At 68.7% G+C, this 23483-nt stretch carries 23 protein-coding genes; 12 read left to right on the top strand and 11 right to left on the bottom strand.

What is annotated here, in order from left to right:
• Positions 1-6 precede the first annotated feature (6 nt).
• Together ACLJRL_RS00745 and ACLJRL_RS00740 are read left to right on the top strand one after the other, a co-directional pair.
• The gene (locus ACLJRL_RS00745; protein WP_410654011.1) at positions 7-519 is read left to right on the top strand and encodes a PH domain-containing protein; all 513 of its coding nucleotides are present in this window, start codon (positions 7-9) and stop codon (positions 517-519) included.
• On the top strand, positions 516-2045 hold the full coding sequence (locus ACLJRL_RS00740) for a PH domain-containing protein (RefSeq protein WP_410654010.1): 1530 nt from the start codon (positions 516-518) through the stop codon (positions 2043-2045). The genes ACLJRL_RS00745 and ACLJRL_RS00740 overlap by 4 nt, the downstream gene beginning before the upstream one ends.
• Here the strand turns inward: ACLJRL_RS00740 and ACLJRL_RS00735 are convergent.
• Positions 2036-2188 carry a hypothetical protein gene (locus tag ACLJRL_RS00735; protein ID WP_410654009.1) on the bottom strand — a complete coding sequence of 51 codons (153 nt, stop codon included), beginning with the start codon at positions 2186-2188 and terminating at the stop codon, positions 2036-2038. The genes ACLJRL_RS00740 and ACLJRL_RS00735 overlap by 10 nt on opposite strands.
• A gap of 244 nt (positions 2189-2432) precedes the next feature.
• Here ACLJRL_RS00735 and ACLJRL_RS00730 point away from each other — a divergent pair, with 244 nt between their 5' ends.
• From ACLJRL_RS00730 to ACLJRL_RS00720, 3 genes are all read left to right on the top strand, one after another.
• The gene (locus ACLJRL_RS00730) at positions 2433-3212 is read left to right on the top strand and encodes an IclR family transcriptional regulator (RefSeq protein WP_410654008.1); all 780 of its coding nucleotides are present in this window, start codon (positions 2433-2435) and stop codon (positions 3210-3212) included.
• Between the two features lie 52 nt (positions 3213-3264).
• A complete protein-coding gene (locus ACLJRL_RS00725) occupies positions 3265-3759 on the top strand; it encodes a GNAT family N-acetyltransferase (RefSeq protein ID WP_410654007.1) in 495 nt (164 codons plus the stop codon).
• Positions 3760-3871: 112 nt separating this feature from the next.
• Positions 3872-4066 carry a hypothetical protein gene (locus ACLJRL_RS00720; protein ID WP_410654006.1) on the top strand — a complete coding sequence of 65 codons (195 nt, stop codon included), beginning with the start codon at positions 3872-3874 and terminating at the stop codon, positions 4064-4066.
• 228 nt (positions 4067-4294) lie between these two features.
• Here the strand turns inward: ACLJRL_RS00720 and ACLJRL_RS00715 are convergent, their stop codons facing one another.
• Positions 4295-5569: an aspartate aminotransferase family protein gene (locus tag ACLJRL_RS00715; protein WP_410655114.1), complete on the bottom strand. Its 1275-nt coding sequence runs from the start codon at positions 5567-5569 to the stop codon at positions 4295-4297.
• A gap of 173 nt (positions 5570-5742) precedes the next feature.
• On the opposite strand from ACLJRL_RS00715, the gene ACLJRL_RS00710 reads away from it, so the two are divergent.
• Positions 5743-7707: an NPCBM/NEW2 domain-containing protein gene (locus ACLJRL_RS00710; RefSeq protein ID WP_410654005.1), complete on the top strand. Its 1965-nt coding sequence runs from the start codon at positions 5743-5745 to the stop codon at positions 7705-7707.
• A 74-nt stretch (positions 7708-7781) separates the two neighbouring features.
• On the opposite strand, the gene ACLJRL_RS00705 is transcribed toward ACLJRL_RS00710, so the two are convergent.
• The 8 genes from ACLJRL_RS00705 to ACLJRL_RS00670 are packed head-to-tail and all read right to left on the bottom strand — an operon-like array spanning position 7782 to position 17480.
• On the bottom strand, positions 7782-8474 hold the full coding sequence (locus ACLJRL_RS00705; RefSeq protein ID WP_410654004.1) for a GntR family transcriptional regulator: 693 nt from the start codon (positions 8472-8474) through the stop codon (positions 7782-7784).
• A 4-nt stretch (positions 8475-8478) separates the two neighbouring features.
• Positions 8479-9264 carry an SDR family NAD(P)-dependent oxidoreductase gene (locus tag ACLJRL_RS00700; RefSeq protein ID WP_410654003.1) on the bottom strand — a complete coding sequence of 262 codons (786 nt, stop codon included), beginning with the start codon at positions 9262-9264 and terminating at the stop codon, positions 8479-8481.
• A gap of 2 nt (positions 9265-9266) precedes the next feature.
• A complete protein-coding gene (locus ACLJRL_RS00695; protein WP_410654002.1) occupies positions 9267-10979 on the bottom strand; it encodes a hydantoinase B/oxoprolinase family protein in 1713 nt (570 codons plus the stop codon).
• On the bottom strand, positions 10976-13036 hold the full coding sequence (locus tag ACLJRL_RS00690) for a hydantoinase/oxoprolinase family protein (protein ID WP_410654001.1): 2061 nt from the start codon (positions 13034-13036) through the stop codon (positions 10976-10978). The genes ACLJRL_RS00695 and ACLJRL_RS00690 overlap by 4 nt, the downstream gene beginning before the upstream one ends.
• Entirely contained in the window at positions 13033-14664 is a 1632-nt protein-coding gene (locus ACLJRL_RS00685) for a thiamine pyrophosphate-binding protein (RefSeq protein ID WP_410654000.1), read from the bottom strand. The genes ACLJRL_RS00690 and ACLJRL_RS00685 overlap by 4 nt, the downstream gene beginning before the upstream one ends.
• A gap of 45 nt (positions 14665-14709) precedes the next feature.
• Positions 14710-15339 (bottom strand): pyridoxamine 5'-phosphate oxidase family protein, encoded by a 630-nt coding sequence (locus ACLJRL_RS00680; protein ID WP_410653999.1) that lies wholly within the window; start codon positions 15337-15339, stop codon positions 14710-14712.
• Positions 15332-16489 (bottom strand): NAD(P)/FAD-dependent oxidoreductase, encoded by a 1158-nt coding sequence (locus ACLJRL_RS00675; RefSeq protein ID WP_410653998.1) that lies wholly within the window; start codon positions 16487-16489, stop codon positions 15332-15334. The genes ACLJRL_RS00680 and ACLJRL_RS00675 overlap by 8 nt, the downstream gene beginning before the upstream one ends.
• On the bottom strand, positions 16473-17480 hold the full coding sequence (locus ACLJRL_RS00670; protein ID WP_410653997.1) for a glutathione S-transferase family protein: 1008 nt from the start codon (positions 17478-17480) through the stop codon (positions 16473-16475). The genes ACLJRL_RS00675 and ACLJRL_RS00670 overlap by 17 nt, the downstream gene beginning before the upstream one ends.
• A gap of 95 nt (positions 17481-17575) precedes the next feature.
• On the opposite strand from ACLJRL_RS00670, the gene ACLJRL_RS00665 reads away from it, so the two are divergent.
• On the top strand, positions 17576-18952 hold the full coding sequence (locus ACLJRL_RS00665; protein WP_410653996.1) for a WS/DGAT/MGAT family O-acyltransferase: 1377 nt from the start codon (positions 17576-17578) through the stop codon (positions 18950-18952).
• Positions 18953-19030: 78 nt separating this feature from the next.
• Here ACLJRL_RS00665 and ACLJRL_RS00660 read toward each other — a convergent pair whose 3' ends face one another.
• Complete coding sequence (locus ACLJRL_RS00660; RefSeq protein WP_410653995.1) at positions 19031-20017, bottom strand: PQQ-dependent sugar dehydrogenase; 987 nt, start codon at positions 20015-20017, stop codon at positions 19031-19033.
• Positions 20018-20360: 343 nt separating this feature from the next.
• Between ACLJRL_RS00660 and pqqA the strand changes: the two genes are divergently transcribed.
• From pqqA to pqqB, 5 genes are all read left to right on the top strand, one after another.
• Positions 20361-20456: a pyrroloquinoline quinone precursor peptide PqqA gene (gene pqqA / locus ACLJRL_RS00655; protein WP_007033797.1), complete on the top strand. Its 96-nt coding sequence runs from the start codon at positions 20361-20363 to the stop codon at positions 20454-20456.
• Positions 20457-20568: 112 nt separating this feature from the next.
• Entirely contained in the window at positions 20569-21252 is a 684-nt protein-coding gene (gene pqqC / locus ACLJRL_RS00650) for a pyrroloquinoline-quinone synthase PqqC (protein ID WP_410653994.1), read from the top strand.
• Entirely contained in the window at positions 21252-21524 is a 273-nt protein-coding gene (gene pqqD / locus ACLJRL_RS00645; RefSeq protein WP_410653993.1) for a pyrroloquinoline quinone biosynthesis peptide chaperone PqqD, read from the top strand. Before pqqC ends, pqqD begins: the two co-directional genes overlap by 1 nt.
• Positions 21515-22615 (top strand): pyrroloquinoline quinone biosynthesis protein PqqE, encoded by a 1101-nt coding sequence (gene pqqE / locus ACLJRL_RS00640; RefSeq protein ID WP_410653992.1) that lies wholly within the window; start codon positions 21515-21517, stop codon positions 22613-22615. The genes pqqD and pqqE overlap by 10 nt, the downstream gene beginning before the upstream one ends.
• On the top strand, positions 22612-23475 hold the full coding sequence (pqqB, locus tag ACLJRL_RS00635; RefSeq protein ID WP_410653991.1) for a pyrroloquinoline quinone biosynthesis protein PqqB: 864 nt from the start codon (positions 22612-22614) through the stop codon (positions 23473-23475). The genes pqqE and pqqB overlap by 4 nt, the downstream gene beginning before the upstream one ends.
• Positions 23476-23483 lie beyond the last annotated feature (8 nt).

The raw sequence follows: 23483 nt of genomic DNA, 5'->3' as shown, positions 1-23483 counted from the left end.
TGAGGGGTGACTGAGGAAACAGCGGCGGCGGAGCGGCTCACCCTGCGCCCGCCGGCGAACCGGGTCAGCCGTCGGGCCATCGGGTACTGGGCCGTATGGGCCGCGGTCGGCTGGGTGGTGCTCATCGGCGTCCAGGCGGTCATCGTGTTCACGAACGACGACCCGCCGTCGTGGCTCACGGTGACGCTGACGATCTCGTGTGTGCTCGCGCCGCTGCATCTCGTGGTGATGCCGCAGTGGCGCTACCGGATCCACCGCTGGGAGGTCACCGGCGAGGCCGTGTACACCCAGGAAGGCTGGCTCAAGCAGGACTGGCGGATCGCGCCGATCTCGCGGATCCAGACCGTCGACATCGAACGCGACCCGGTCGAGCAGCTGTTCCGGCTCGCGAAGATCACCGTGACGACGGCGTCGGCCGCGGGCCCGGTGAAGATCGCCGGCCTCGACCACGCCGAGGCGCTGGCACTGGCCGCGGAGCTCACCAAGACCACCCAGGCCATCCGCGGCGACGCGACATGAGCACCGAGACACCGCCGACGGTGGAGGAAACGGTCCTCGACCCCTGGCATCGCCTGGACCGCCGGATGCTGCTCATCCGGCCGGTGCTCGACGTCGTCAAATCGCTTCCGGTCCTGATCGGGACGGTGATCCTCGGCCGCGGCAACGGCTGGGAATGGGTCGGGCTGGCCATCACCGCGCTGACCGTGTTCGTCGGCATCTCCCACGTGCTCACCTCGCGGTACCGCATCACCGCCGACCAGGTCGAGTGGACCACGGGACTGTTGCTGCGCAAGCATCGCGCGATCCCGCTGGACCGCGTCCGCACGGTCGACGTCACCTCGGAACCGAAGCACCGCCTGTTCTCCCTCAGCGCCGTCCGCATCGGCACCGGACGGCATTCCCACGGCCAGGGACCGGGCGGCGATCAGCTGGTGCTGGACGCCGTCAGCGCGACCGAGGCGCACCGGCTGCGCACGGTTCTGTTGCACCGCAAGGAAGTCGTCGCCACGGAGGCCGCGCCCCCGCCGGAACAGGTCGTCGCCGAGGTCGACCGGAAGTGGCTGCGGTACGCGCCCTTCACGCTCTCCGGTCTCGCCGTGGTGGGCGCGGTGTTCGCCACGGTCTGGCATTTCGCGCACCAGCTGAACATCGACCCGGAGAACGTCGGGCCGCTGCGGGATCTCCTCGACGGGCTGGCGAACACCGCGGTCTGGCTGATCGTCGTCGTCGCGGCGGTCGGGCTGCTGGTCGTCGTCTCGCTGCTTTCCGTCGGCGGGTACGTGCTTTCGTTCTGGAACTTCCGGCTCACCCGGGAATCCGAAGGCACACTGCACATCCGGCGCGGACTGATCACCACGCGTTCGGTGTCCATCGAAGAAGACCGGCTGCGCGGCGTCGAAGTGAAGGAACCGTTGCCGTTGCGGATGGCCGGCGGCGCCCGGCTCACCGCGATCGCGGGCGGGCTGCGCGAGGGCAAGGGCGGCGACAAGGGTGGCGGGCTCCTGCTCCCGCCCGCCCCCATCGGCCGGGTCCACGAGGTCGCGACCGACGTGCTGCGGGAGAACTTCGACCCGGCCACCGTGCCGCTGAACCGGCATCCCCGGCGGGCCTTGAACCGGCGGCTCACCCGGGCCGTCGGCGGGGTGCTGGTGCTCGCGGCGGCGCTGTTCGGCTTGGCGTGGATCGATTTCCTGCCTTGGTGGATGTGGCAGGTCGCGCTCGGCCTGGTGCCGTTCGCCGTGATCGTCGGCTGGGATCGCTACCGCAACCTCGGCCACGCGATCGTGGGGCGCTACCTGGTCAGCCGCTCCGGTTCACTGGCGCGCTCGACGGTGGCGATCCGCCGCGAAGGGCTCATCGGGATCGTCGTCAGCCGCTCGTTCTTCCAGCGCCGCGGCGGGCTGATCACCGTGGTCGCCCCGATCGCGGCGGGCAAGGGCGCCTACTCCGTGGTCGACGTCGACGAATCGGCCGGGCTGGCGATGGCGGAGCAGGCCGCGCCCGGTCTGCTCACGCCGTTCCTGCTGCGGACGGCTCAGCGGTAACCCGTGACGATCGCCGGCCGCAGCGTCCGCAGCCCGGTGTCCAAAGTGGACTCCCGGACCGTCTTGTTCCCTTCGATGGGCGCGCCGTAGATGTCGTTCACCAGGATGTTCAGCGCGCCCTGCTCGGCGTCGATCCTGGCCACCAGCTCGCGAACCTCGTCGGCAACCAGGTGATCGACGCGGACCGCGATTCCCCGGCCGCCCGCTTCGTCGACGAGCGCGGCGGTCTCTTCGATCGTCTCCGGGCGATCCTGCCTGCCAAGGGCTTTTCCCTATGCCCGAACCCAGCAAGAAGTCCGCTTGTTCATGGACCAAAGTCCCTGGTCGACTATTCACACAATGTGCTACTTTCTTGACTCTTCGTGATTGCTCTGGCGAGAGGTCGAGATGACGACTGCCGCACGATCCGCAGACACCGCCGCTCCTCCGAAACGCACCCCCGGCGCCAGCAGCTCACGCAAAGTACTGCAGCTGCTGCTTTCGTTTTCCGAACGGCGCTGGGACGCGAGCGTCGCCGAACTCGCCGCGAGGATCGGCACCCCGGTCGCCACCACGTATCGCTATGTCGCACTGCTGAAGGAACTCCAGCTTCTGGAGGAGGGAAAGACCGGCCGCTACCACGTGACGAGCCAGGTGATGCCGCTCGCGCGGGCCGCGCAGCTGGCCAACGATCTGGCGAGGCTGGCGCGCCCGGCCATGGAGGAGGCCGCCCGCGACCTCGGCGAGACGGTCCTGCTGTTCCAGCATTTCGGCGATTCCGCCGTCTGCGCGGACCGCGTCGAATGCGAACGCGCGATGCGCTTCACCTTCCAGCCCGGCCATTCCGTCCCGCTCGGCGCGGGCGCGTCCGGGAAGATGCTGCTCGCCATGCTGCCGGAGAGCGAACGCGAAAGCCGGCTTTCCCTGCTCGTCCAGCGCCGCGGGCCGAGCGTGCGTGAAGAGGTCAAACGCGCCGGTATCAACCGGTATTCGGTCAGCTGGGGCGAACTGGACGACGGCGTCTGGTCGTGTTCCGTCCCGATCCCGAGCACCGGGCACCGGCCCGCGGTGCTGAGCATGGCCGCCCCCGCGACCCGGATCGGCGACGAGGCGAAACGGGCCGCCATCGCGGCGCTCCAGTCGTACGCGGGCCGGATCCACCGGGCCGTGGCGTCGTTTTCCCTCTGACGCGAGGGAAATTCGCGCGCTTTCGCCCGGCGGAGCGGGTAGAACTCGATTCGTGATCCGACCCGCCACCACCGAAGACCTGCCCGGGCTCCAGGACATCGAACGCGCCGCCGGCGAACCGTTCCGCGCGCTCGGCATGGCCGCGATCGCCGACGACGACCCGCCCTCGATCGCCGATCTCGCCGCCTTCCAGCGCGCGGGCCGGGCGTGGGTGTGCGATCGCGGTGACGGACCGGTGGCGTACCTGCTCGCCGACGTCGTCGACGGCTACGGGCATATCGAGCAGGTGTCGGTCCGTCCGGACCACGGGCGGCAGGGACTCGGGCGACGGTTGATCGAGCACGCGGCGCGGTGGGCGGCGAGCGAAGGCCTCGCGGGGCTCACGCTGACGACGTACGCCGAGGTGCCGTGGAACGCGCCGTACTACGCCCGGCTCGGCTTCGAGACCCTCGGCGAAGAGGAGCTCAGCGACGGTCTTCGCGCCATCCGCGCCCACGAAACCGCACGTGGACTGGACGCTTGGCCCAGGGTGACCATGCGTCGATGACCCGGCCGGGGGACTCGATTGGCCGCGTCGATCGAACGTGTGTTCTACTGTCTCGCGCCGGCCCCGGAGGGGGAAGCTCCGCGGGCCGGCACCGGACTTCGAGGAGGCACGGATGGCGGTCAAGATCACCCATCTCACCAACGGTCAACAGGTGCGCTTCGCCAACGCGGACGGTGCCCGCCGCTACGCCGAGATCATCGGCGGCGGGGTCGACAAGTGGCAGTTCACCGTGGTCAGGGGGCATGAGTTCCCGGAATTGTCGGGGCGGGTGGTTAATGTGCCGGTATGGCGTATGACTTCCAGGTGACCATGGATCCCACCCGTCCGCACGACCTCGCGGAACTTGAGGGCGGCGAACTCCGCCTCTCCTGAGGCGGGCCCACGTGGGCTCGCCGCACTGGGGGTGTCATGAAGGGAACGGTCCCGTCGGCTTCCCCTTCATGGCCGAGCGCGCAGCCCTCGTGCGCGTTATGAACGGACCTTTCATGACAAATCTCGTTATGAAAGGTCCGTTCATAACACCGGTACCGACCGCTCAGACCCGGAGCCGGTCCAGAGCCCGCGGCAAAGCCGAAGCGAGCAGGTCCAGTTCCGCCTCGCCCGCGATCAGCGGCGGTGACACCGCGATCCCCTTGGCGAGGTTCCGCACCAGAACGCCTTCCTCCCGCGCCGTCCGCTGCAGCCTTCCCGGCGCACCGGGGTCGGCCGCGAGGACGTCGGCCTTCAGTTCCACCGCGGCGAGAAAGCCCAGCCCGGCCCGCACTTCGGCGACCAGCGGATGCGCGGCCAGCCCGGAAAGCGCGTCCGCCAGAGGTTTCTCCAGTTCCCGGCCGCGCGGGATGAGCCCCTCCCGCTCGTAGATGTCCAGTGTCGTGTTCGCCGCGGCGCACGCGACCGGATGCCCCGCGTAGGTGGCGCCGTGCCGTAGCACCGGCGCGCCGGGCTCCCCGGTGAAGAACGGCTCGGCCACGTGCGGCGCGACGATCAGCGCGCCCAGCGGGATCGTCCCGCCGGTGATGCCCTTCGCCGTCGTGATCATGTCCGGTTTCACGGCCCACCGGTCGATCCCGAACCAGGTCCCGAGCCGCCCGAACGCCGCGATCACACAGTCCGCGATGAACAGCACGCCGTGCTTGCGGCAGATCTCCGCGACCGACTCGATGTACCCGTCCGGCGGCAGCAGGACCCCGCCCGCGCCGATCACCGGTTCACAGAAGAACGCCGCGACCCGCTCCGGCCCGACTCGCCGGATTTCCGCCTCCAGCGCCTCGGCGCTGTCGTACGGCACATGCGAGACGTCGCCTGGGAGCGGCCCGAAACCCGCCGCGTTGGCGGCGATCCCGCCGACGGCCGTGCCGAAACCATGGGTGCCGTGGTAACCCTGCACCCGGCCGATCACGTGCACCTTCTCCGGCCGTCCGGTGTGCGAGAAGTACGACCGGGCGATCTTGAACGCGGTGTCGATGGCGTCCCCGCCGCCCGAGCCGAAGAACACCTTCGAACCCGGCGTCGGCGCCAGCGCGGAGACCCGCTCGGCCAGCTTCAGCGCGGGTTCGTTGGCGTAACCGCCGAACAGGTTGTACGAATCCAGGGTCCGCAACTGGTCCGCCACGGCCTGCGCGATCTCCTCGCGCCCGTGCCCGAAGTTCGCGTACCAGAGCGACGCGGTCGCGTCGAAATAGCGCTTCCCCTCGTCGTCCCAGACGTAGGAACCCTCACCGCGGGTGATGACCAGCCGATCGCCGTCGACCGCTCCCATATCCGCGAAGGGGTGCCACAACGGATTCCGCGCGGACGCCGACGACACCATGGTCTCCTCCTCAGTTCGTGCCCTCATCCTCACCCGGATCCAGCCACGACGCGAACGCCCCCGCGACCTCCGGTGATTTTCCGACACCATCCCATCGGCCCTTGACCCTCACCGGTCGATCCTGTTGGTTGATGAGGAAGTTTGTTCAAAGTTGAGCATTCTGGGAGGAAGTCATGCGTCGTCTCGCTGGCGCGCTCGTCGCCGCCTGCACGCTCACCACCCTGTACGCCGTACCTGTCTCCGCGGCGGAAAGCCCACCCCCGCCCGCGGGAGTACCGGCCGCGACACCACCAATGGGCTGGAACAGCTGGAACAAGTTCGCCTGCGACATCAACGAACAGCTCATCCGCGAGACGGCGGACGCCCTGGTCTCGTCCGGGATGAAGGCCGCGGGCTACGAGTACGTCAACCTCGACGACTGCTGGGCGGAGAAGAACCGCACGGCCGACGGGAAGTACGAACCACACCGGACCCGGTTTCCCAGCGGTATCAAGGCTTTGGCCGACTACGTGCACGGTAAGGGCCTGAAGCTCGGCATCTACACCAGCGCCGGCACGGAAACCTGTGCGAGGACGATGCCCGGTTCGCTCGACCACGAAGAGGTCGACGCGCGGACCTGGGCCGATTGGGGCGTCGACTACCTCAAATACGACAACTGCCACAACCAGGGCCGTCCCGCGCTGGAGCGGTACACGAAAATGGGCGAGGCGCTGAAGAAGACCGGCCGTCCGATCGTCTACGCCCTCTGCGAATGGGGCGAGAACAAACCCTGGGAATGGGGCAAGAGCGCCGACGCGCAACTGTGGCGCACCACCGGCGACATCAGTGACACCTGGTCGAGTATGACCAGCCTGCTCGACCAGCAGGTCGGCCTGGAGGGATACGCCGGGCCGGGCGGCTGGAACGACCCGGACATGCTCGAAGTCGGCAACGGCGGGATGACCGACACGGAGTACCGCTCCCACTTCGCGCTCTGGTCACTGTTGAACGCCCCGCTGCTGGCCGGGAACGATCTGCGTTCGATGTCCGAAGCGACCAAGAAGATCCTGCTGAACAAGGAACTTCTCGCCGTCAACCAGGACTGGGGTGGCAAGCAAGGCCACAAGATCCGCGACGACGGCGACACCGAGGTCTGGGCCAAACCGATGTCCGACGGCTCTCAGGTCGTCGTGCTGTTCAACCGCGGCGCCGCGCCCGCGACGGTGTCCGCCACCGCCCGGGAGATCGGCGCCCCGGCCGCGGCCGGCTACCGGGTCCGGGATCTGTGGACCGGCGATGAGACCGAGTCCGCCGGCGTACTCCGGGCGGGGCTGCCGAGCCACGGTTCGGCGACCTTCCGGGTCTGGCCGTCCAAGCAGGCGAAGGCCGCACCTCATACGACACTTTCCTTGCGGTCCCCCGAATACGCCGCCGTGGACAAGCCGTTCACCGCGACCCTGCGGGTGTTCAACGACGGCCGGACGCCGGTGACCGCGGGCAAGGTGAAACTCACCGTCGGGGCGGGCTGGCAGCCGGACGGTCGCGCCGAGGCGTGGATTCCTTCCGTCGCGCCGGGAAAGTCGTGGGAGCACAGCTGGACCGTACGACCCGACAGCCCGAGCGGGGACCGCGTCGACGTCTCCGGAACCGTCGACTATCGGACGGGCTGGGGCAAGCGGTCGTTGTCCGCCCACGGGAGCGCACCACTGGTCACCCCGCCCGCCGCGGGGCCGACGACGCTGTCGAAGGCGAAGTTCATGTCGGCGGAAAACGGGTACGGGCCGGTGGAACGCGGGACCAGCAACGGAGAATCAGCCGCCGGTGACGGTCACAAGATGAGTATCGGTGGCGTCACCTACGAAGACGGGCTGGGTGTCCACGCGCCGTCCAAGGTCCGGCTCTACCTCGGTGGCGGGTGCACGTCGTTCGCCTCGTCCGTCGGGGTCGACGACGAGAAGGCCGGTGGCAGCGTGGCCTTCGAGGTCGTCGGAGACGGCAAACGGTTGGCAGGCACGGAGGTGCTGAAGCGGGGCCAATCCGCCCAGCAGCTGTCCGTCCAGCTCGCCGGGGTCCAGGTTCTCGATCTGGTCGTCACCGACGGCGGCGACGGGGTCGACTCCGACCATGCGGACTGGGCGGCCGCGTCGCTGAACTGCTAGGCGCGCATGCTATGAACGGCCCGTTACTTGAGAAATTTGCAAGTAACGGGCCGTTCATAGCACGGGAGGGAGCCTCAACTCCTGCGCTCGTAAGCGGCCAGAAGTTGCTTCTCGGCGTCTCGCAAGTACTTCTCCAGTGCGGATTCCGCCGGCCCGAACCGCCCGCGTTCCAGATCGCGCAGGATCCGCTCGTGCCGCTCCAGGAACGGCTCGAAGAACGCGCGCGTGTTCTCCGCCAGCACGAAGAAGAGCCTGGTCTCCGCCAGCACCTGACGCATCGTCGTACTGACCCGCTCGCTGCCCGCCAGGTCGCCGAGCGCCTGGTGGAACGCGATGCTGGCGGTCCCGCATGAGTGCCAGTCGCCTTCGTCGGCCGCCGCTCGGCCGTCGCGCACCGCCTGCGCGATTCCGGCGAGGTCCACTGTGGACCGTTCGGCGGCGCGCCGCAGCGCACCGCATTCGGTGACCCGCCGCATGACGTAGAGGTCGGCGATGTCCTGCGCGGTCAGCTCGCGCACGAACACCCCGCGGTTGAGCTCGTGCACCGCGAGCCGCTCGTGCGCCAGCAGCTGGAAAGACTCGCGCAGGGTGTTCCGTGAGACGCCGAGCGCGGCACTGATCGACGGCTCGGAAAGCCTTGTCCCCGGCGGGAAGACGCCTTCGGTGATGCGCTGACGCAGGATCTCGGCGACGCGTTCCGCCGTCCCGCTCCGTTCGAGCAGGTAGCGATCGCGCGCCAGGGTGGCCTCGGCATCCACAGTGGACACGGCGCTACCTGACACCGAGTTCGAAGTCGAGACTGTACCGGTTCCCCGGCATGGCGCCCGCGGCCTTGGCGCCGTCGATCGGGAGCGCGACCCCGTTGATGAACCGGGATTCGTCGCTCGCCAGGAACACGACGGCCTTCGCGACCTCCCACGCCTCGCCGACCCTGCCCGCCGGGGTGCTCGAGACGAGCTGGTGCTGCTTGGCCTCGAACTCCTCCGGGGTGGAAAGCGTGCCGCGCAGCATGTCGGTGTCGATCGCGCCCGGGTTGACCGTGTTCGCCCGGATTCCCTGGTGCGCGTGCGCGACGGCGATCGACTTCGTCATGCCGACCAGCGCGTGCTTGGTCGCGTTGTACACCGGGTCGCCGGGGCGGCCCATCACACCGCCGTTGGACGACGTCGTGATGATGCTGCCCGCCTTCTGCGCGATCATCTGCGGCAGCACGGCCCGCGCGCCCAGGAACGCGGCCCGCACGTTGAGGGCGAAGATGTTGTCGAACTCCGCCAGCGTGGTGTCCGCGAGCGGCTTTCCGAGGTGGATGCCGACGTTGTTGAACAGCACGTCGACTCGCCCCGTCTCGGCCAGCACGCCGCGCACGAACGCGTCGACCTGCCCCTCGTCCGTGGCGTCCACAAGGGAGTGATTGTTGCCGTCGACGGATTCGGCGGGCTCACGGATGTCGCTCGAGTACACGGTCGCGCCTTCCGCGATGAACTCCTTCACCGTGGCGAGACCGATACCCCTCGCGCCGCCGAAGACCACCGCGACCTTGCCGGCCAGCCGACCCATGCTCATCTCTTCCCTCTCGACGAAATCGCTGTGTAATCCTCCGGAAGCCGCACCAGGGCCCCGGGTTCTCCGTGGTAAGTGACCTCGACCCCGTACAGGTCGCGTGCGGCTTCCGCCGAGACATAACCGTCGACGACGTCGGCGAGCACGGCCTCGGGCTCCCGATCGAACGGATCGCCGTAGCCGCCTCCGCCCGGGAGGGTCACGTCGACGACGTCGTCCGGACGCAGGTTCACCCGGCTCTTCGACGGCAGGTCGGCTCCCTCAGAGAGCCCGAACCGGCCCGCGGCCCCATCATGCCCCGAGTCCACTCCGGACGCCGGGCGAAGCACCCGGTCGACGTTTCCGTTGACACTCCACGAGATCTCGCCCCGCGCCGCCATCGCCGTACACTGGCCGAGGCCGCCGCGCCGACGTCCGGCTCCCCCGGAATCGATCCGCAGCACGCGCTCGCGCTGCACCAGCGGCGCCATCGTCTCGATGACCTCGGTCGGCGTGGAGCGCAACCCGCTCGGGAATCCGGTGGTGCTGAGGCCGTCCTTGGTGGCCCGCGCCCCGATCCCGCCGGTCTGGAAGACGTTGAGCATGAACTCGCCGCCCGAGGAATCGGCGCCGCGCCAGATGGTCATCCACAACGCGTCCGCGCTGTGCGCCAAAGCGTTGCCGGGCAACGCCTCGTGCAAGGCGGTGATCAGCAGCGAGGGCAGGAAGTGGCCGATCAGGTGCCGGGACGCGACCGGCGCGGGTGACGTGCAGTTGAGCACCGAGCCCTCGGGGGCGGTCACGTGCACCGGCCGGAACGAACCCGCGTTATGCGGCACCGCAGGCGAAATAGCCGCCTTGACCGCGAACGAGGCGTACGCCCGGGTGTAGTTGAGGACGACGTTGATCCCGCGACGGCTCTGTGGCGAGGATCCGGCGAAGTCGAGATGGATCTCCTCGCCGTCGATGGTCACGGCGACCTTGAGGACGACCTCCTCGTCGTCGAACCCGTCGGTGACCAATTCGCTGGTATAGACGCCGTCCGGCAGTTTCGCGAGTGCGTCCCGCAAAGCCCGCTCGGACCGGTTCATGATCTCGGCGGCGACGGCGTCCAGCGACTCCAGCTCGAATTCCTCCAGCAGGCGGACCAGGCTGGCGGCCCCGACTTCGTTCCCGGTGACCTGGGCGTACAGGTCACCGATCGTCTCCTCCGGGGTGCGCACGTTCGCACGGATCAGCAGTTCGAGATCCGCGTTGACCTCACCCGCGCGGAGGAACTTCATGATCGGTAGCCGCAGGCCCTCCTCGAAGACCTCATGGGCCTCGGCCGAGACCAGCCGTCCCCCGATATCCGGGGCATGGCAGCAGGAAGCGAACCACGCGACGAGCCGTCCGCGCAGGAAGACCGGGGTGGCGACGGTGATGTCGTTGATCTGCCCGGCGGTCTGCCACGGATCGTTGGTGAGCAGCACGTCGCCCGGTTCGAGTGTCTCCGGCGGATACGCGGCGATGAAGTGGTGCATCCCGGTCGCCATCGCGTTGATGTGGCCGGGCGTTCCGCCGACGGACTGGCCGATCATCTCGCCGCGCGAATCGAACACCGCACAGGCGAGGTCGAGTGATTCCCTCACCACGGAGGAGAACGCCGTGTTGACGAGCGCGTTCTGCTGTTCGGCCAGGATCGAGTGCAGCCGGTTTCCCAGCACACCGACCAGGATCGGGTCGACGGTCATACCGTCACCACCAAGCCGGCGTCCTCACCGACGAGACAGCTCGCGCCCGGCGGAACGACCACAGTGGACTCACGTTCCTCCACGATGGCCGGCCCCACGACACGGTCACTGGGCTTGAGCCGATACCGGTCGTACACGGCGGTGTCGACAAAGCCACCCGCTGGCGGGAAATAGGCCGGTCGGCTTCCCTTGAGCGCGTCACCTTCGGCCACAACGCCGGCGAGCTTCAAGGTGACCTCCGGTACCGGACCGCTCGAAACGACCCGCCAGTTGAGCACCTCGACCGCGACGTCCGGCCCGGTCCGCCGGTACAGCGTCCGGTAGGTCTCGGTGAACGCGTCGACCAGAGACTCCGGCCACTCGCCCTGCTCGATCGGGACGCGGATTTCGTAGCCCTGCCCGGAATACCGCATCTCGGCGACCCGGCTGTGGGTCACCTTCGCACCGTCCACACCGGACTTCTCCAGCAGTTCCCCGCCCTCGGCCTCCATCTCGGCGAACAGCGCGTCGACCTGCTCCCAGGAAAGATCGAGTACCGCCGCCCGCGCCGAGCGCACGAAATCGAAGGCCAGCGGCGCGGTGAGGAAACCGACCGCGCTCATCACCCCGGCCGCGGGTGGGGCGACCACGACGGGTGCGCCGAGCGCCCGCGCCACCCCGACGCCGTGCACCGGCCCGGCACCGCCGAAGGTGAACATCGGCAGCTTCGCCGGATCCTTGCCGCGTTCGACGGCGTGCACGCGGGCGGCGTTGGCCATGTCCTCGTTGACGCTGGTGTGGATGCCCCAGGCGGCCTCTTCGACGCTGACACCGAGGGGTTCGGCGATCTTCGCCCGGATCGCCTCGCGCGCGCCTTCGGCGTCCAAAGTCATTCCGCCGCCGAGGAAGTAGCCAGGGTCGAGGTAGCCGAGCACGAGGTCGGCGTCGGTCACGGTGGGCTCGGTGCCACCCCGGCCGTAGCAGACCGGGCCGGGTTCGGACCCGGCCGAATCCGGGCCGACGGTGAGCAGGCCGAGCGCGTCGATCCGGGCGAGGGAGCCACCGCCGACACCGATCTCGATCATGTCGGTGACCGGGACCTTGACCGGCAGCCCGGATCCCGGCAGCAGCCGGTACTTCCGGTCCACTTCGAACTCGTGCGTCACCAGCGGCGCGCCACCGGAGATCATGCAGAGTTTCGCCGTGGTGCCACCCATGTCGAAGGCCAGCAGATCCTCGACGCCGGCCGCGGATCCGATGGCGGACGCGGCCAGCGCGCCGCCCGCCGGGCCCGATTCGAGGATGCGGATCGGATAGCGCGCGGCGGTGTCGACGGTCGCGATCCCGCCGTTGGACAGCATGATGTGCGGCGACGGCCGCACCCCGGCGTCGTGCAGACGCCGTTCCAGGTCACGCAGGTACCGCTCGGTGAGGTCCTGGACGTAGACGTTCGCGACCGTCGTCGACGCGCGTTCGAACTCCCGGATCTCCGGGACGACCTCGCTCGACAGCGCGACGCGCAGCCGCGGCGCGACCTCCTTGAGCACTTCGGCGGCCCGGCGTTCGTGCACCGGATTGGTGAAGGAGTGCAGGAAACAGATCGCGACCGCGTCGATCCCGCGGGCGTCGAGTTCACGGCCGAGCCGGGCGACGTACTCCTCGTCCAGTCCGGTGTGGACGGTACCGTCGGCGAGGATCCGTTCGGGGACGTCGAAGCGGAGATGGCGCGGCACCAGCGGGGCGGGGAGTTCGATGAGCAGGTCGTAGAGCTCGTACCGGTGCTCGCGCCGCATTTCCAGCACGTCCCGGAACCCGGCGGTGGCCAGCAGCGCGGTCCGCGATCCCTTGCGCTCGATGAGCGCGTTCGTGACCAGCGTAGTGCCGTGCACGAACTGTTCGACGTCGCCCGCGTCCAGCCCCGCGTCGGCGAGTGTCCTCCTCAGACCTTCCTCGACCGCGCGCGCCGGCTCGCCGTGGGTCGTCAGCACCTTGCCGACGGCCACGACACCGGTCTCGTCGAGTACGCAGAGATCGGTGAACGTCCCGCCGATGTCCACGCCGACGCGCAGCCCGGTCACGAAGATTCCTTGCGGTACCAGCGCGGGGAGGTGTTGAGCGGCGGCTTCATCTTCGCGCGGACGACCAGCACGTTCGGCTCGTCGGACTCGACGAACTCCCCGAGCAGCCGCCGGAACGCGCGACCGAACCCGGAGACCCGGTCCGCGTGCACACCGAAGGACCTGGCCAGGCCGACGAAATCGGGGCTGTCCCAGTCGACGCCGCGGCGGGGCAGCCCGGCGCGGTCCTGGTCGTACCGGAGCATTCCGTAGCCACCGTCGTCGACGATGATCACCGTGACCGGCAGCTGTTCCTGCGCCAGCGTGGCGAGATCCCCGCAGCCGAACAGGAAACCGCCGTCCCCGCTGACACAGATCGCGCGGCCGACCCCCGCCGCACCGGCGCCGAGCGCCGCCGGGAAGCCGTAGCCGAGCGTTCCCCAGCCCATCGGGTAGGCGAGCTTGCGCGGCGCGCGGACGCGGTGGAAGCCGCCGATCCAGTACCCCGCCACGCACATGTCCGAGACCACGACGGCGTCCTGCGGCAGCACTTCGTCCAAAGTGGACAGAAGGTCCGCGGCCTGCGGCTCTTCCTCGCGGATCCGCTGCCGGACCCGCGCGGAGACCTTGGCGAGTTTGCCCACGAGGGCCGCTATACCCGGCCGTTCCTCGATCTTGAGCGCCTCGGTGAGCACGCGTGCGTCGCCGACAAGGGTGACGTCCGGCTGGTAGTTCTTGGCCGCGTCGTCAGGATCGACGTTGATGGCGATGAGCTTCTTCGGCTTCGGCATCAGCCAGTTCTGCGTCATCAGCCCGTCGAAGTCGGTGCCGATGGCGAGCACGACGTCGGCCTCGTCCCAGAGCGCGCCGACCTCGGGCGCGTGCACCGGGTTCGGGGCGAGACAGGGGTGGTCGACCGACAGGAGGCCGCGGGCGCCGAACGTGGTGAGTACCGGCGCGGCCAGCAGTTCGGCGAGTTTGCCGATGGCCTCGCCCGCCCCGGCGCGGAGCGCGCCTCCGCCCGCCCAGATCAGCGGCCGCTCGGCGGTGGCCAGCAGCGCCTCGGCCTCGGAGAGATCGGGGATCTCGAACGGCCGGGCGTGGGAGGAGGGCGGACGCCGGCCGGGTGTCCGCGCGGACAGGAAGTCGGCCGGGATGCCCACGTAGACCGGCCCGCTCTGGGGCTGGAGCGCGAGCCGGGCGGCACGGTGGAGCGTGGGCGCGACCTGGTCGGCGCTCTGGACGGTGAACCCGGCCTTGGTGACCGGCGCGAACATCGCCTGCTGGTCCGAAGTCTCGTGCAGCACGCCGCGGACCACGCCGGGGCGGCGCAGTGTGGAGGGGATGTCGGTCGCGATGACCAGCATCGGCGCGGCCGAAGCCATCGCCTCGCCGACCGCGGCGAGCGTGTTCGCCGCCCCGGGCCCGGTGGTCACCAGCGCGACCCCGAGCTTCCCGGTCGCGCGGGCGTAGCCGTCCGCCGCGTACCCGGCCGTCTGCTCGTGCCGGACCCCGATGAGCCGGATGTCCGTATCGGCCAGCGCCTCCCATAACGGCAGGTTGTGCACCCCCGGGAGACCGAAGACGACTTCGGTCCCCAGAGCGGTCAGCGTGTCGGCCAGATGCTGGGCTCCGGTGGGTGCAGGCACCCCGCCGATATTGCCAGATCGTTCAACGATCCAGCAACCATCGCGCTACTTGTACAGACCAGCCGAGTAGTTGGCGGGATCGTAGTACTCCTCGAGGACCGCGATGCTGTCGTCCGGCCGTTCGAAGGTCCGGGAGATCTCCGCCCGCGACGGCATGGCCTCGGGTGCCCAGGATTCGGGCGCCCAGAGCTTCGACCGCATGAAAGCCTTCTGGCAGTGATGGAAGACCTCGTCGATGTCGACCACCAGCGCGAGCTTCGGCCGGTTCCCCTTCACGATCATGTCGTCGAAGAAGGGCGCCTCCCGCACCAGCCGCGCCCGTCCGTTGATCCGCAGCGTGTCGCCGCGCCCCGGGATGAGGTAGATCAGCCCGACGTGCGGATTCGACAGCACGTTCCGGAACCCGTCCGCGCGCCGGTTGCCCGGGCGTTCCGGGATCGCGATCCGCGTGTCGCCCAGGACCAGCGTGAACCCCGCCGGGTCGCCCTTCGGCGAGACGTCGCAGGTACCGTCCGCCGCCGACGTCGCGATCAGCACGAACGGCGACGCCGCCAGCCACTCCCGGTCCATCCCGTGCAGCTTCGGCCGCGCCTTGTTCGCGGTCCGTTCCAGCGGCGGCGGCAGGATCTCGCGCAGCTCCGCCTCGGTGGTGATCTCGACGAACCCCTCAGACAATGTTGTGCTCCTTCGTGACCGCCCGGTCGTCAGCGAACCGCCGGACGTCGAGCTCGGTGATGTCGATGGCCGGGACCCGGCCCAGGTACAGGTCCCGCACGAGCTCCCCCACGGCCGGACCCATCTGGAACCCGTGTCCCGAGAATCCGGTCGCGTAGAAGAACCTCGACACCTGGACGCTTTCCCCCACGATCTGGTTGCGGTCGGGGGTGACTTCGTACAACCCGGCCCAGCCGCTGCGGATCCCCGCGTCGAGTACCGCGGGCACCCGCCGCGCGGCGATCTCGGCCAGTTTCGGCAGCCAGTCACCCGGCCGGTACCGGGTGTCGAAGCCTGGGTCGCCGTCGCCGTCGCAAAAGGACATCGCCAGGCCCAGGCCCTCGCGGTGGAAGTAGAAGGCCGACGGCATCTCGATGGTCAGCGGCACCGACGCGGGCAGCCCCGGGATCGGCCCGGTGAACACGACCTGCCGCCGGAACGGCCGCACCGGCAGGTCGACGCCGGCGAACTCGCCGATCCGTCCCGACCAGGCGCCCGCCGCGCACACCACGGACGTCGTCCGCACGAGCCCTTCGCCGGTCCGGACGCCGGTGATCTCGTCGCCGTCGCGCTCGATCCCGACGACCTCGACGCCGGTCCGGAGCACCGCGCCGTGCCCGCGGGCGGCCCGCGCGTAGCCCTGGACCGCGGAGTCCGGGGTGGCCTTGGCGTCGTCCGGCGACCAGAGCGCCGCGACCACCCCTTCGGTCTCGATCAGCGGGGAGAACCGCCGCGCCTCACCCGGCTCGACGAGTCTGCTGCGGACGCCGTAGGAGTTCTGCAGCGCCACGCAGCGCTCGAATTCCGGCAGGTCCGCCGGGTCGGTGATCAGGTACAGGTAGCCGTCGCGGCGAAAGTCGATCTCGGTGCCGTAGGTCTCGGCGAAGGAGGCGTACTCGGCCAGCCCGCGCAGCCCGATCTCGATGTTGACCCGGCTGGTGAACGACGACCGGATCCCGCCGGCCGCCTTCGCCGTCGACCCGCCGCCGAGGACGTCCCGTTCGAGCAGCAGTACCGCGGCTCCGGCGGCGGCGAGCCGGTACGCGCAGCTGACCCCGATGATGCCGCCGCCGATCACGACGACGTCGGCGTGTTCAGGCAGCCGGTCCATGCGAACTCCGTTCGTCGTCGGGCGGGGGTCCCGGCGGCGTGCCGTCGCCGAACGGGCGTCCGCCCAGCTGGTCCCGGTGGTGCGGCGTGGTCCAGCCGGACAGGTCCGGCCCGCGGGGCACGATCCGCGTCGGGTTCACCTGCTCGTGGACCTCGTAGTAGTGCCGTTTGATGTGGTCGAAATCGACCGTGTCACCGAAGCCCGGCGTTTGGAAGAGATCCCGGGAATAGGCCCACAACACCGGCATTTCGGCCAGTTTGTGCCGGTTGCACTTGAAATGCCCGTGATAGACCGCGTCGAACCGGACGAGCGTGGTGAACAACCGGATGTCCGCTTCGGTGATCGTGTCGCCGACGAGGTAGCGCTGCTTTTCGAGCCGGTCGGAAAGCGCGTCCAGCATGGCGAAGAGCCGGGTATAGGCGTCGTCGTACGCGGACTGTTTAGTCGCGAACCCGGCTTGGTACACGGCGGCGTTGACGTCGGCGAAGATGCCCGCGTTGACGACGTCGATCTCGTCACGCAGCCGCTCGGGATAGAGGTCGGGCGCGCCGGCCCGGTGGAGACTGGTCCATTCGGTGGAAAAATCGAGGGTGATCTGTGGATAGTCGTTGCTCACCAGCCGCTTGCTCGGAATGTCCACAATGGCCGGGACGCTGATCCCGCCCATGTAGTGCGGGTCCGCGGCGTGGTACGCCTCGGCCAGGTACCCGATGCCGAGCACCGGATCCCGGCCATCGGGATCGAGGGTGAACCGCCAGCTCTTGTCGTCCTGGATGGGGTCGGCCACCGCCACGCTCAGGGACGCCTCCAGGCCGAGCAACCGCCGGACGACCAGGCCCCGGCTCGCCCAGGGACACGCCCGGCTGACCACCAAGCGGTATCTTCCCGCCTCGACCAGCCAGCCGTCGCGGCCGTCGGCGGTGATGCGCGCGTCGAAATGGTTGGCGGACCGACGGAACTCGCCCGTCTTCGGATCGGTCGGGATCGTCATGTCAGTCACCCTAAAGCGTGAGAAGGTGGTTGCGGTGTGCGTAGACTCTCGCACCCGGCGTGCTCGCACGCCGCCGCGCGGAAGGTGGTCCCACGATGCCGTTGATGCCTGTGACCGACTCGATGTTCCTTCTCGTGGAGACGCGCGAACATCCGATGCACGTCGGCGGACTGCAACTGTTCAAGAAACCCGAGGACGCCGGACCCGACTACCTGCGTGACATCCGCCGGAAACTGCTCGATTCCGACAACATGCGCTCGGTGTTCCGCCGTCGCCCGGCGAGGCCGGTGGGCACCGCGGGACATATCGCCTGGGCCAACGATTCCGAACTCGAACTCGATTACCACTTTCGTCATTCGGCGCTACCCCAGCCCGGCCGGATCCGCGAACTGCTCGAACTGACCGGACGGTGGCACAGCACCCTGCTCGACAGGCACCGTCCGCTGTGGGAGATCCACCTGGTGGAGGGCCTCCAGGACGGCCGGTTCGCGATCTACAGCAAGATCCACCACGCGCTCATGGACGGCGTTTCGGCGCTGCGGCACCTCCAGGGCACGCTGTCGGACGACCCCGGCGACCTCGACTGCCCGCCGCCGTGGGGCTCCCGGCCCAAACCGGACGGCGGCCGCAACGGCAAGGCGTCCCCCTCGGTGTTCCAGACCATGGGCAAGACGGTCAACCAGCTCGCCGGCATCGCGCCCGCCGCGGTGAAGGTGGCGCGTGAGGCGTTCCAAGAACACAGCCTCACGCTGCCGTCGCAGGCACCGAAGACGATGTTCAACGTCCCGATCGGCGGGGCCCGCCGCTTCGCCGCGCAATCGTGGTCGCTGGACCGCGTCCGCAAGGTGGCCACCGCGGCCGGGGTGTCGCGCAACGACGTCGTCCTGGCGATGTGCTCGGGAGCGCTGCGCGACTACCTGATCGAACAGAGCGCACTGCCCGACGCGCCACTGACCGCGATGGTCCCGGTTTCCTTGCGGCGTAAGGACAGCGGCGACGCGGCGGGTAACAACATCGGCGCGCTGCTGTGCAACCTCGCCACCGACCTGCCCGATCCGGCCGCCCGGCTTGCGGCGATCAACGCGTCCATGCGCAACGGCAAGAAGCTGTTCTCGGAGCTGACGCCGCTGCAGACGCTGCTGCTGTCCGGGATCAACGTCGCCCAGCTCGGCGTCTCGCCGATCCCGGGCATCGTGAACAACACGAAACCGCCGTTCAACCTGGTGATCTCGAATGTCCCGGGGCCGCGCAAGCAGATGTACTGGAACGGCGCGTCGCTCGACGGCATCTATCCGGCGTCGGTGCTGCTCGACGGGCAGGCGCTGAACATCACGCTGACCAGCAACGGGGACAACCTCGACTTCGGCATCACCGGCTGCCGCCGGAGCGTGCCGCATCTGCAGCGCATTCTTGTCCACCTGGACACGGCGCTCGCCGAACTCGAGCAGGCGGCCTCCGTCGGTCGCGGCTGACCCTCCCCGCGTTTCGTCCTCTACTTACGGTAGTTCGGGGTCGAACCACCGCAACTAGAGGACGAAACGCGCAGGGGGCTAGCTGCCGTCGGAGGTGTAGAGGCCGCTCGGAGTGATCGTGTACAGCTGGCCGTCCGGACCGGCGACCGCGTCGCGCGTGCGGCCGATGTTCGTCCAGAGCTTTCCGCCGTTGCCGTTCAGGTCGAGCTTGTAGGTGCCGCCCTTGAGCGAGGCCATGTACAGCGACCCCTTGTAGGACGACAGCCCGCTCGGCGTCGCCGCCGACGTCGCCCAGGCCTTGACCGGGTTGGTCATGCCGGCCGTGTTGCACGGACCTTCGCACGTCGGCCAGCCGTAGTTCTTGCCCGGGTCGATCTTGTTCAGCTCGTCGAGCTTGTTCGCTCCGATGTCGGAGATGTACAGCTGTCCGTTCGCCCAGGTCAGACCCTGGACGTTGCGGTGGCCGTAGGAGTAGACGCGGCTGGTGAACGGGTTGCCCGGTGCGGCAGCGCCGTCGGTGGTGACCCGCAGGACCTTGCCGCCGAGGGAGTTCTTGTTCTGCGCGTTAGCGCCGTTCTGGCCGTCGCCGGTGCCCGCGTAGAGGTAGCCGTCAGGACCGAATTTGATCCGCCCGCCGTGGTGGTACTGCGCACCGCGCGGGATGCCGGTGACGATCGGCGTCGGTGCCTGCCCGAGTTTCAGCTTGGCGATCCGGTTGTCGGAGCTGGTCGTGTAGTAGATGAAGACCGTCTGGTCGGTGGCGTACTTCGGCGAGACGGCGATGCCGAGCAGGCCCGCCTCCACGGTGACGCTCACCCCGGGGATGGTCTGGACCGTGGTGACCTTGCCCGCCTTGTCGATCTTGCTGATCGTCTTGGCGTCCTTCTGCGTGAAGAGGCCGGTGCCGTCGGGCAGGAAATCGATCGACCAGGCCTGGTTCAGCCCGCTCGCGATCTGCTTGATCGCCTGGATGGACGGCGTTTCGGTGGCCGCCGCCGGAACGGCCGCGATCGATACGGCCGTCGCGGCGGCGAACGTGGTGGCGAGAGTACGACGTAAGGACATTTGAAACGCCTCCTACTAGCTACACCCCTGGAGCTGGAGATGGCGGCGGTGGACGGGTGGTCGGGGTACATCCATCGAGTTGGATACAAACACACCAGAGGACGAAACGGACACCACTGGTCGGGGTATGGAAAGCGCTTACCATTAACCGTTGTGTGTGCCGAGCGTGACCATCGAGGCGGCGCGATCCGCCATAGGTAGGAACCTTTACAAAACGCCCTCGGAACTTCGTCCTTACGTCTGGTCAGAATCGGCGGCCCGCTTCTAGGGTGGCGGGGCTCGGCCCGGTCCGTTCCATGTGGACGAACCGGGGATGAAGGTCAGCGATCCGAGGAGTCCGAAAATGATCGAAACCATCGAGGTATGGACCACTCCCGATTTCGTCGAGTACGAAACTCCCATGGAGGTCACCGCTTACGCGGCCCGCATGGAGGACTGATCACCGACCCGGTGGTGGGGGCCGGTTTCCCCCATCACCGTGCCGCCGTCCCGATCAGCGAGCACCCCGGCCGTTGGAGGCGCATGTGTCTCTTTCCCCTTCCGCCGCACCGATGTCCTCATCGGACTTCATCGCGGCCCTGCGCGGGCTTTCCCACCGGTACTGGGGAACGCATCCGTTCCACCACCGGATGCACGACGGCGGGCTGTCCGAGTACGAACTGAAGATCTGGGCCGCGAACCGCTGGTACTACCAGTGCGTGCTCCCGCAGAAGGACGCGGCGATCATCAGCAACTGCCCCCTTCCCGAAATCCGCCGGGAATGGCTGGACCGCATCGTCTACCACGACGGCACGAAAGCCGGTGACGGCGGAATCGAGCGGTGGCTCCGGTTGTGCACCGCCGTCGGGCTCGACCGCGAAGAGGTTCTCGATCAGCGGCACATCGCTCCCGGTGTCCGTTTCGCCGTCGACGCCTACGTGAATTTCGCCCGCACGAAACCGTGGCTCGAAGCCGTCGCCTCCGGGCTGACCGAGATGTTCGCCGGCCACCTCATGCAGCGACGCGTCGCCGACATGCTCGCGAACTACTCGTGGATCGCCCGCGACGACCTCGCCTATTTCACCAACCGGATCGACAAGGTTTCGGGCGAGGGCAAGGGCACCCTCGACATCGTCGTGCGGCACGCCGTCACCCGCGAACAGCAGGAGAAGGCGATCGCCGCGCTGTCGTTCAAAACCGACGTGCTCTGGTCGATGCTCGACGCCATCGAGCACGCCGCGGCCAAGGAGCGATGATGGCCACCATCGCGACCGGTTCGGTGCCGCGGCTACGGCGCGGCGTCCGGCTCACTTATGACAAGACCAGGGAAACGCATGTCCTGCTGTTCCCCGAAGGTGTGCTCGTGCCGAACCCGACGGCGGCGGCCGTCCTCGAACTCTGCGACGGCACATCGGATGTCTCGGTGATCGCGAACGCACTGCGCGAACGCTATGCCGGCGTGCGTGAGGAAGAGATCCTGGAAGTCCTGTCCCGGCTGGGAGATCGGCGGATCGTCGAATGGACCTGAACACCTCCACCGCGGAACCGCCGCTGGGCATGCTGGCCGAGCTGACCCATCGTTGCCCGCTGCACTGCCCGTACTGCTCGAATCCGGTCGAGCTGATCACCCGCGACGGCGAACTGTCCACAGAGGAATGGCTGTCCGTGCTCACCCAGGCACGGGAACTGGGCGTGCTCCAGGTGCACATGTCCGGCGGCGAACCACTCGCCCGGCCGGATCTGCCCGTTCTGGTCGAGCACGCGACCGAGCTGGGCTGCTACGTCAACCTGGTGACGTCCGGGCTCGGGCTGACGGAGTCCCGTTTGGACGACCTGGTCGAGCGCGGCATCGCGCATATCCAGCTCTCCGTCCAGGGCGCGACGGCGCAGCGTGCCGACAAGCTGGCGGGTGCGCGGGCTCACGACCGGAAACTGGTCGTCGCCGGGCTGATCAAGAAGACGGGACTGCCACTTTCGGTCAATGTCGTGCTGCACCGGCAGAATCACGACCAGCTGGCCGGGATCATCGACCTGGCCGAGGAAATGGGCGCGGACCGGCTCGAACTGGCCAACACGCAGTACTACGGCTGGGCACTGCAGAACCGCGACGCCCTGATGCCGACCCGGAGCCAGCTCGACGAGGCCGAGCCGATCGTTCGCGCAGCCTCCGAGCGGCTGCGCGGCAGCATGGAGATCATCTACGTCGTCGCCGACTACTACGAGAAGTACCCGAAACCGTGCATGTACGGCTGGGGCGCGCGGCAACTGACCGTGGCACCGAACGGGAACGTGCTGCCGTGTCCCGCGTCGACCGCGATCAAGACACTGGACCTGGCCAACGTGCGGGACGAGCCGCTGGCGAAGATCTGGTACGAATCCAGTTCCTTCAACGCCTATCGCGGCGAAGACTGGATGTCGGACACCTGCCGCACCTGCGACCGGCGCTCGCTCGACTTCGGTGGCTGCCGCTGCCAGGCGTTCCAGCTCACCGGCGATGCCGCGGCGACGGACCCCGTGTGCTCGCGGTCGCCGCAGCGCGACGTCGTCGACCTCATTCTCGCCACACCAACGAAAACGGACGAACTGGTGATGCGCAAGCAGACGGTTGCCCCACGATGAGGGTGGTCCTGCTCGGAACCGCGGCGGGCGGCGGCTTCCCGCAATGGAACTGCGCCTGCGCACTGTGCACATCGGACGCCCCGCCGCGGACACAGGACTGCGTCGCGGTGAGCGCGGACGGCAAAAACTGGTACCTGCTCAACGCGTCACCCGACATCCGCGCGCAGATCCTCGCCACCCCGGCACTGCGGGCCGGACCGGGGCCCAGGGAGATCCCGCTGCGCGGCGTGCTGCTCACCGACGCCGAACTCGACCATTCACTCGGCCTGCTCCTGTTGCGGGAGGCCGGCGGGCTCCCGGTATGGGCGCCGGACGCCGTTCTGCGGGCACTTTCGGATCAGTTCCCGGCGCGGTCGATCATCGACGGCTACGGCGGCTGGGACTGGCTCCCGGCATCGGGGATCGCCCTCGACGGTCTGCGGGTGAGCGTGCTCCCGGTGAGCGACAAGCGGCCGAAGTACGCGCGTTCGTCCACTGAGGACGGTCCATGGGTGGTGGCCTACCGGATCGAGGATCTCCAGACCGGCGGTGTCTTCGTGTACGCGCCGTGCCTGAAGAGCTGGCCGGACGGGTTCGACGAGTTCACCGGCGGGGCGAGTCTGGTATTGCTGGACGGGACCTTCTTCGCGCCGGACGAGATGTCGGGCGCCACCCGGGCCAAGGTCGGGGACGGCGCGCAACTGGCGATGGGACATCTACCGATCACCGGCAGCCTCGCGAAGATCCGGCCCGGCCCGCGCTGGGCCTACACGCACCTGAACAACACGAACCCGGTCGTAGATCCTGCTTCGCCCGAGCACGCCGCCGTTCTCGACGGCGGCGCGTCGGTTCCGGGCGATGGCACCGAGTTCAAGCTCTAGTGTCGCGT

The organism is Amycolatopsis sp. lyj-112, from assembly GCF_046549055.1.
Taxonomy (GTDB): Bacteria; Actinomycetota; Actinomycetes; order Mycobacteriales; family Pseudonocardiaceae; genus Amycolatopsis.
The sequence above is the reverse complement of the archived record's forward strand: the minus strand, read 5'-3'. Positions and strand labels throughout refer to the sequence as shown.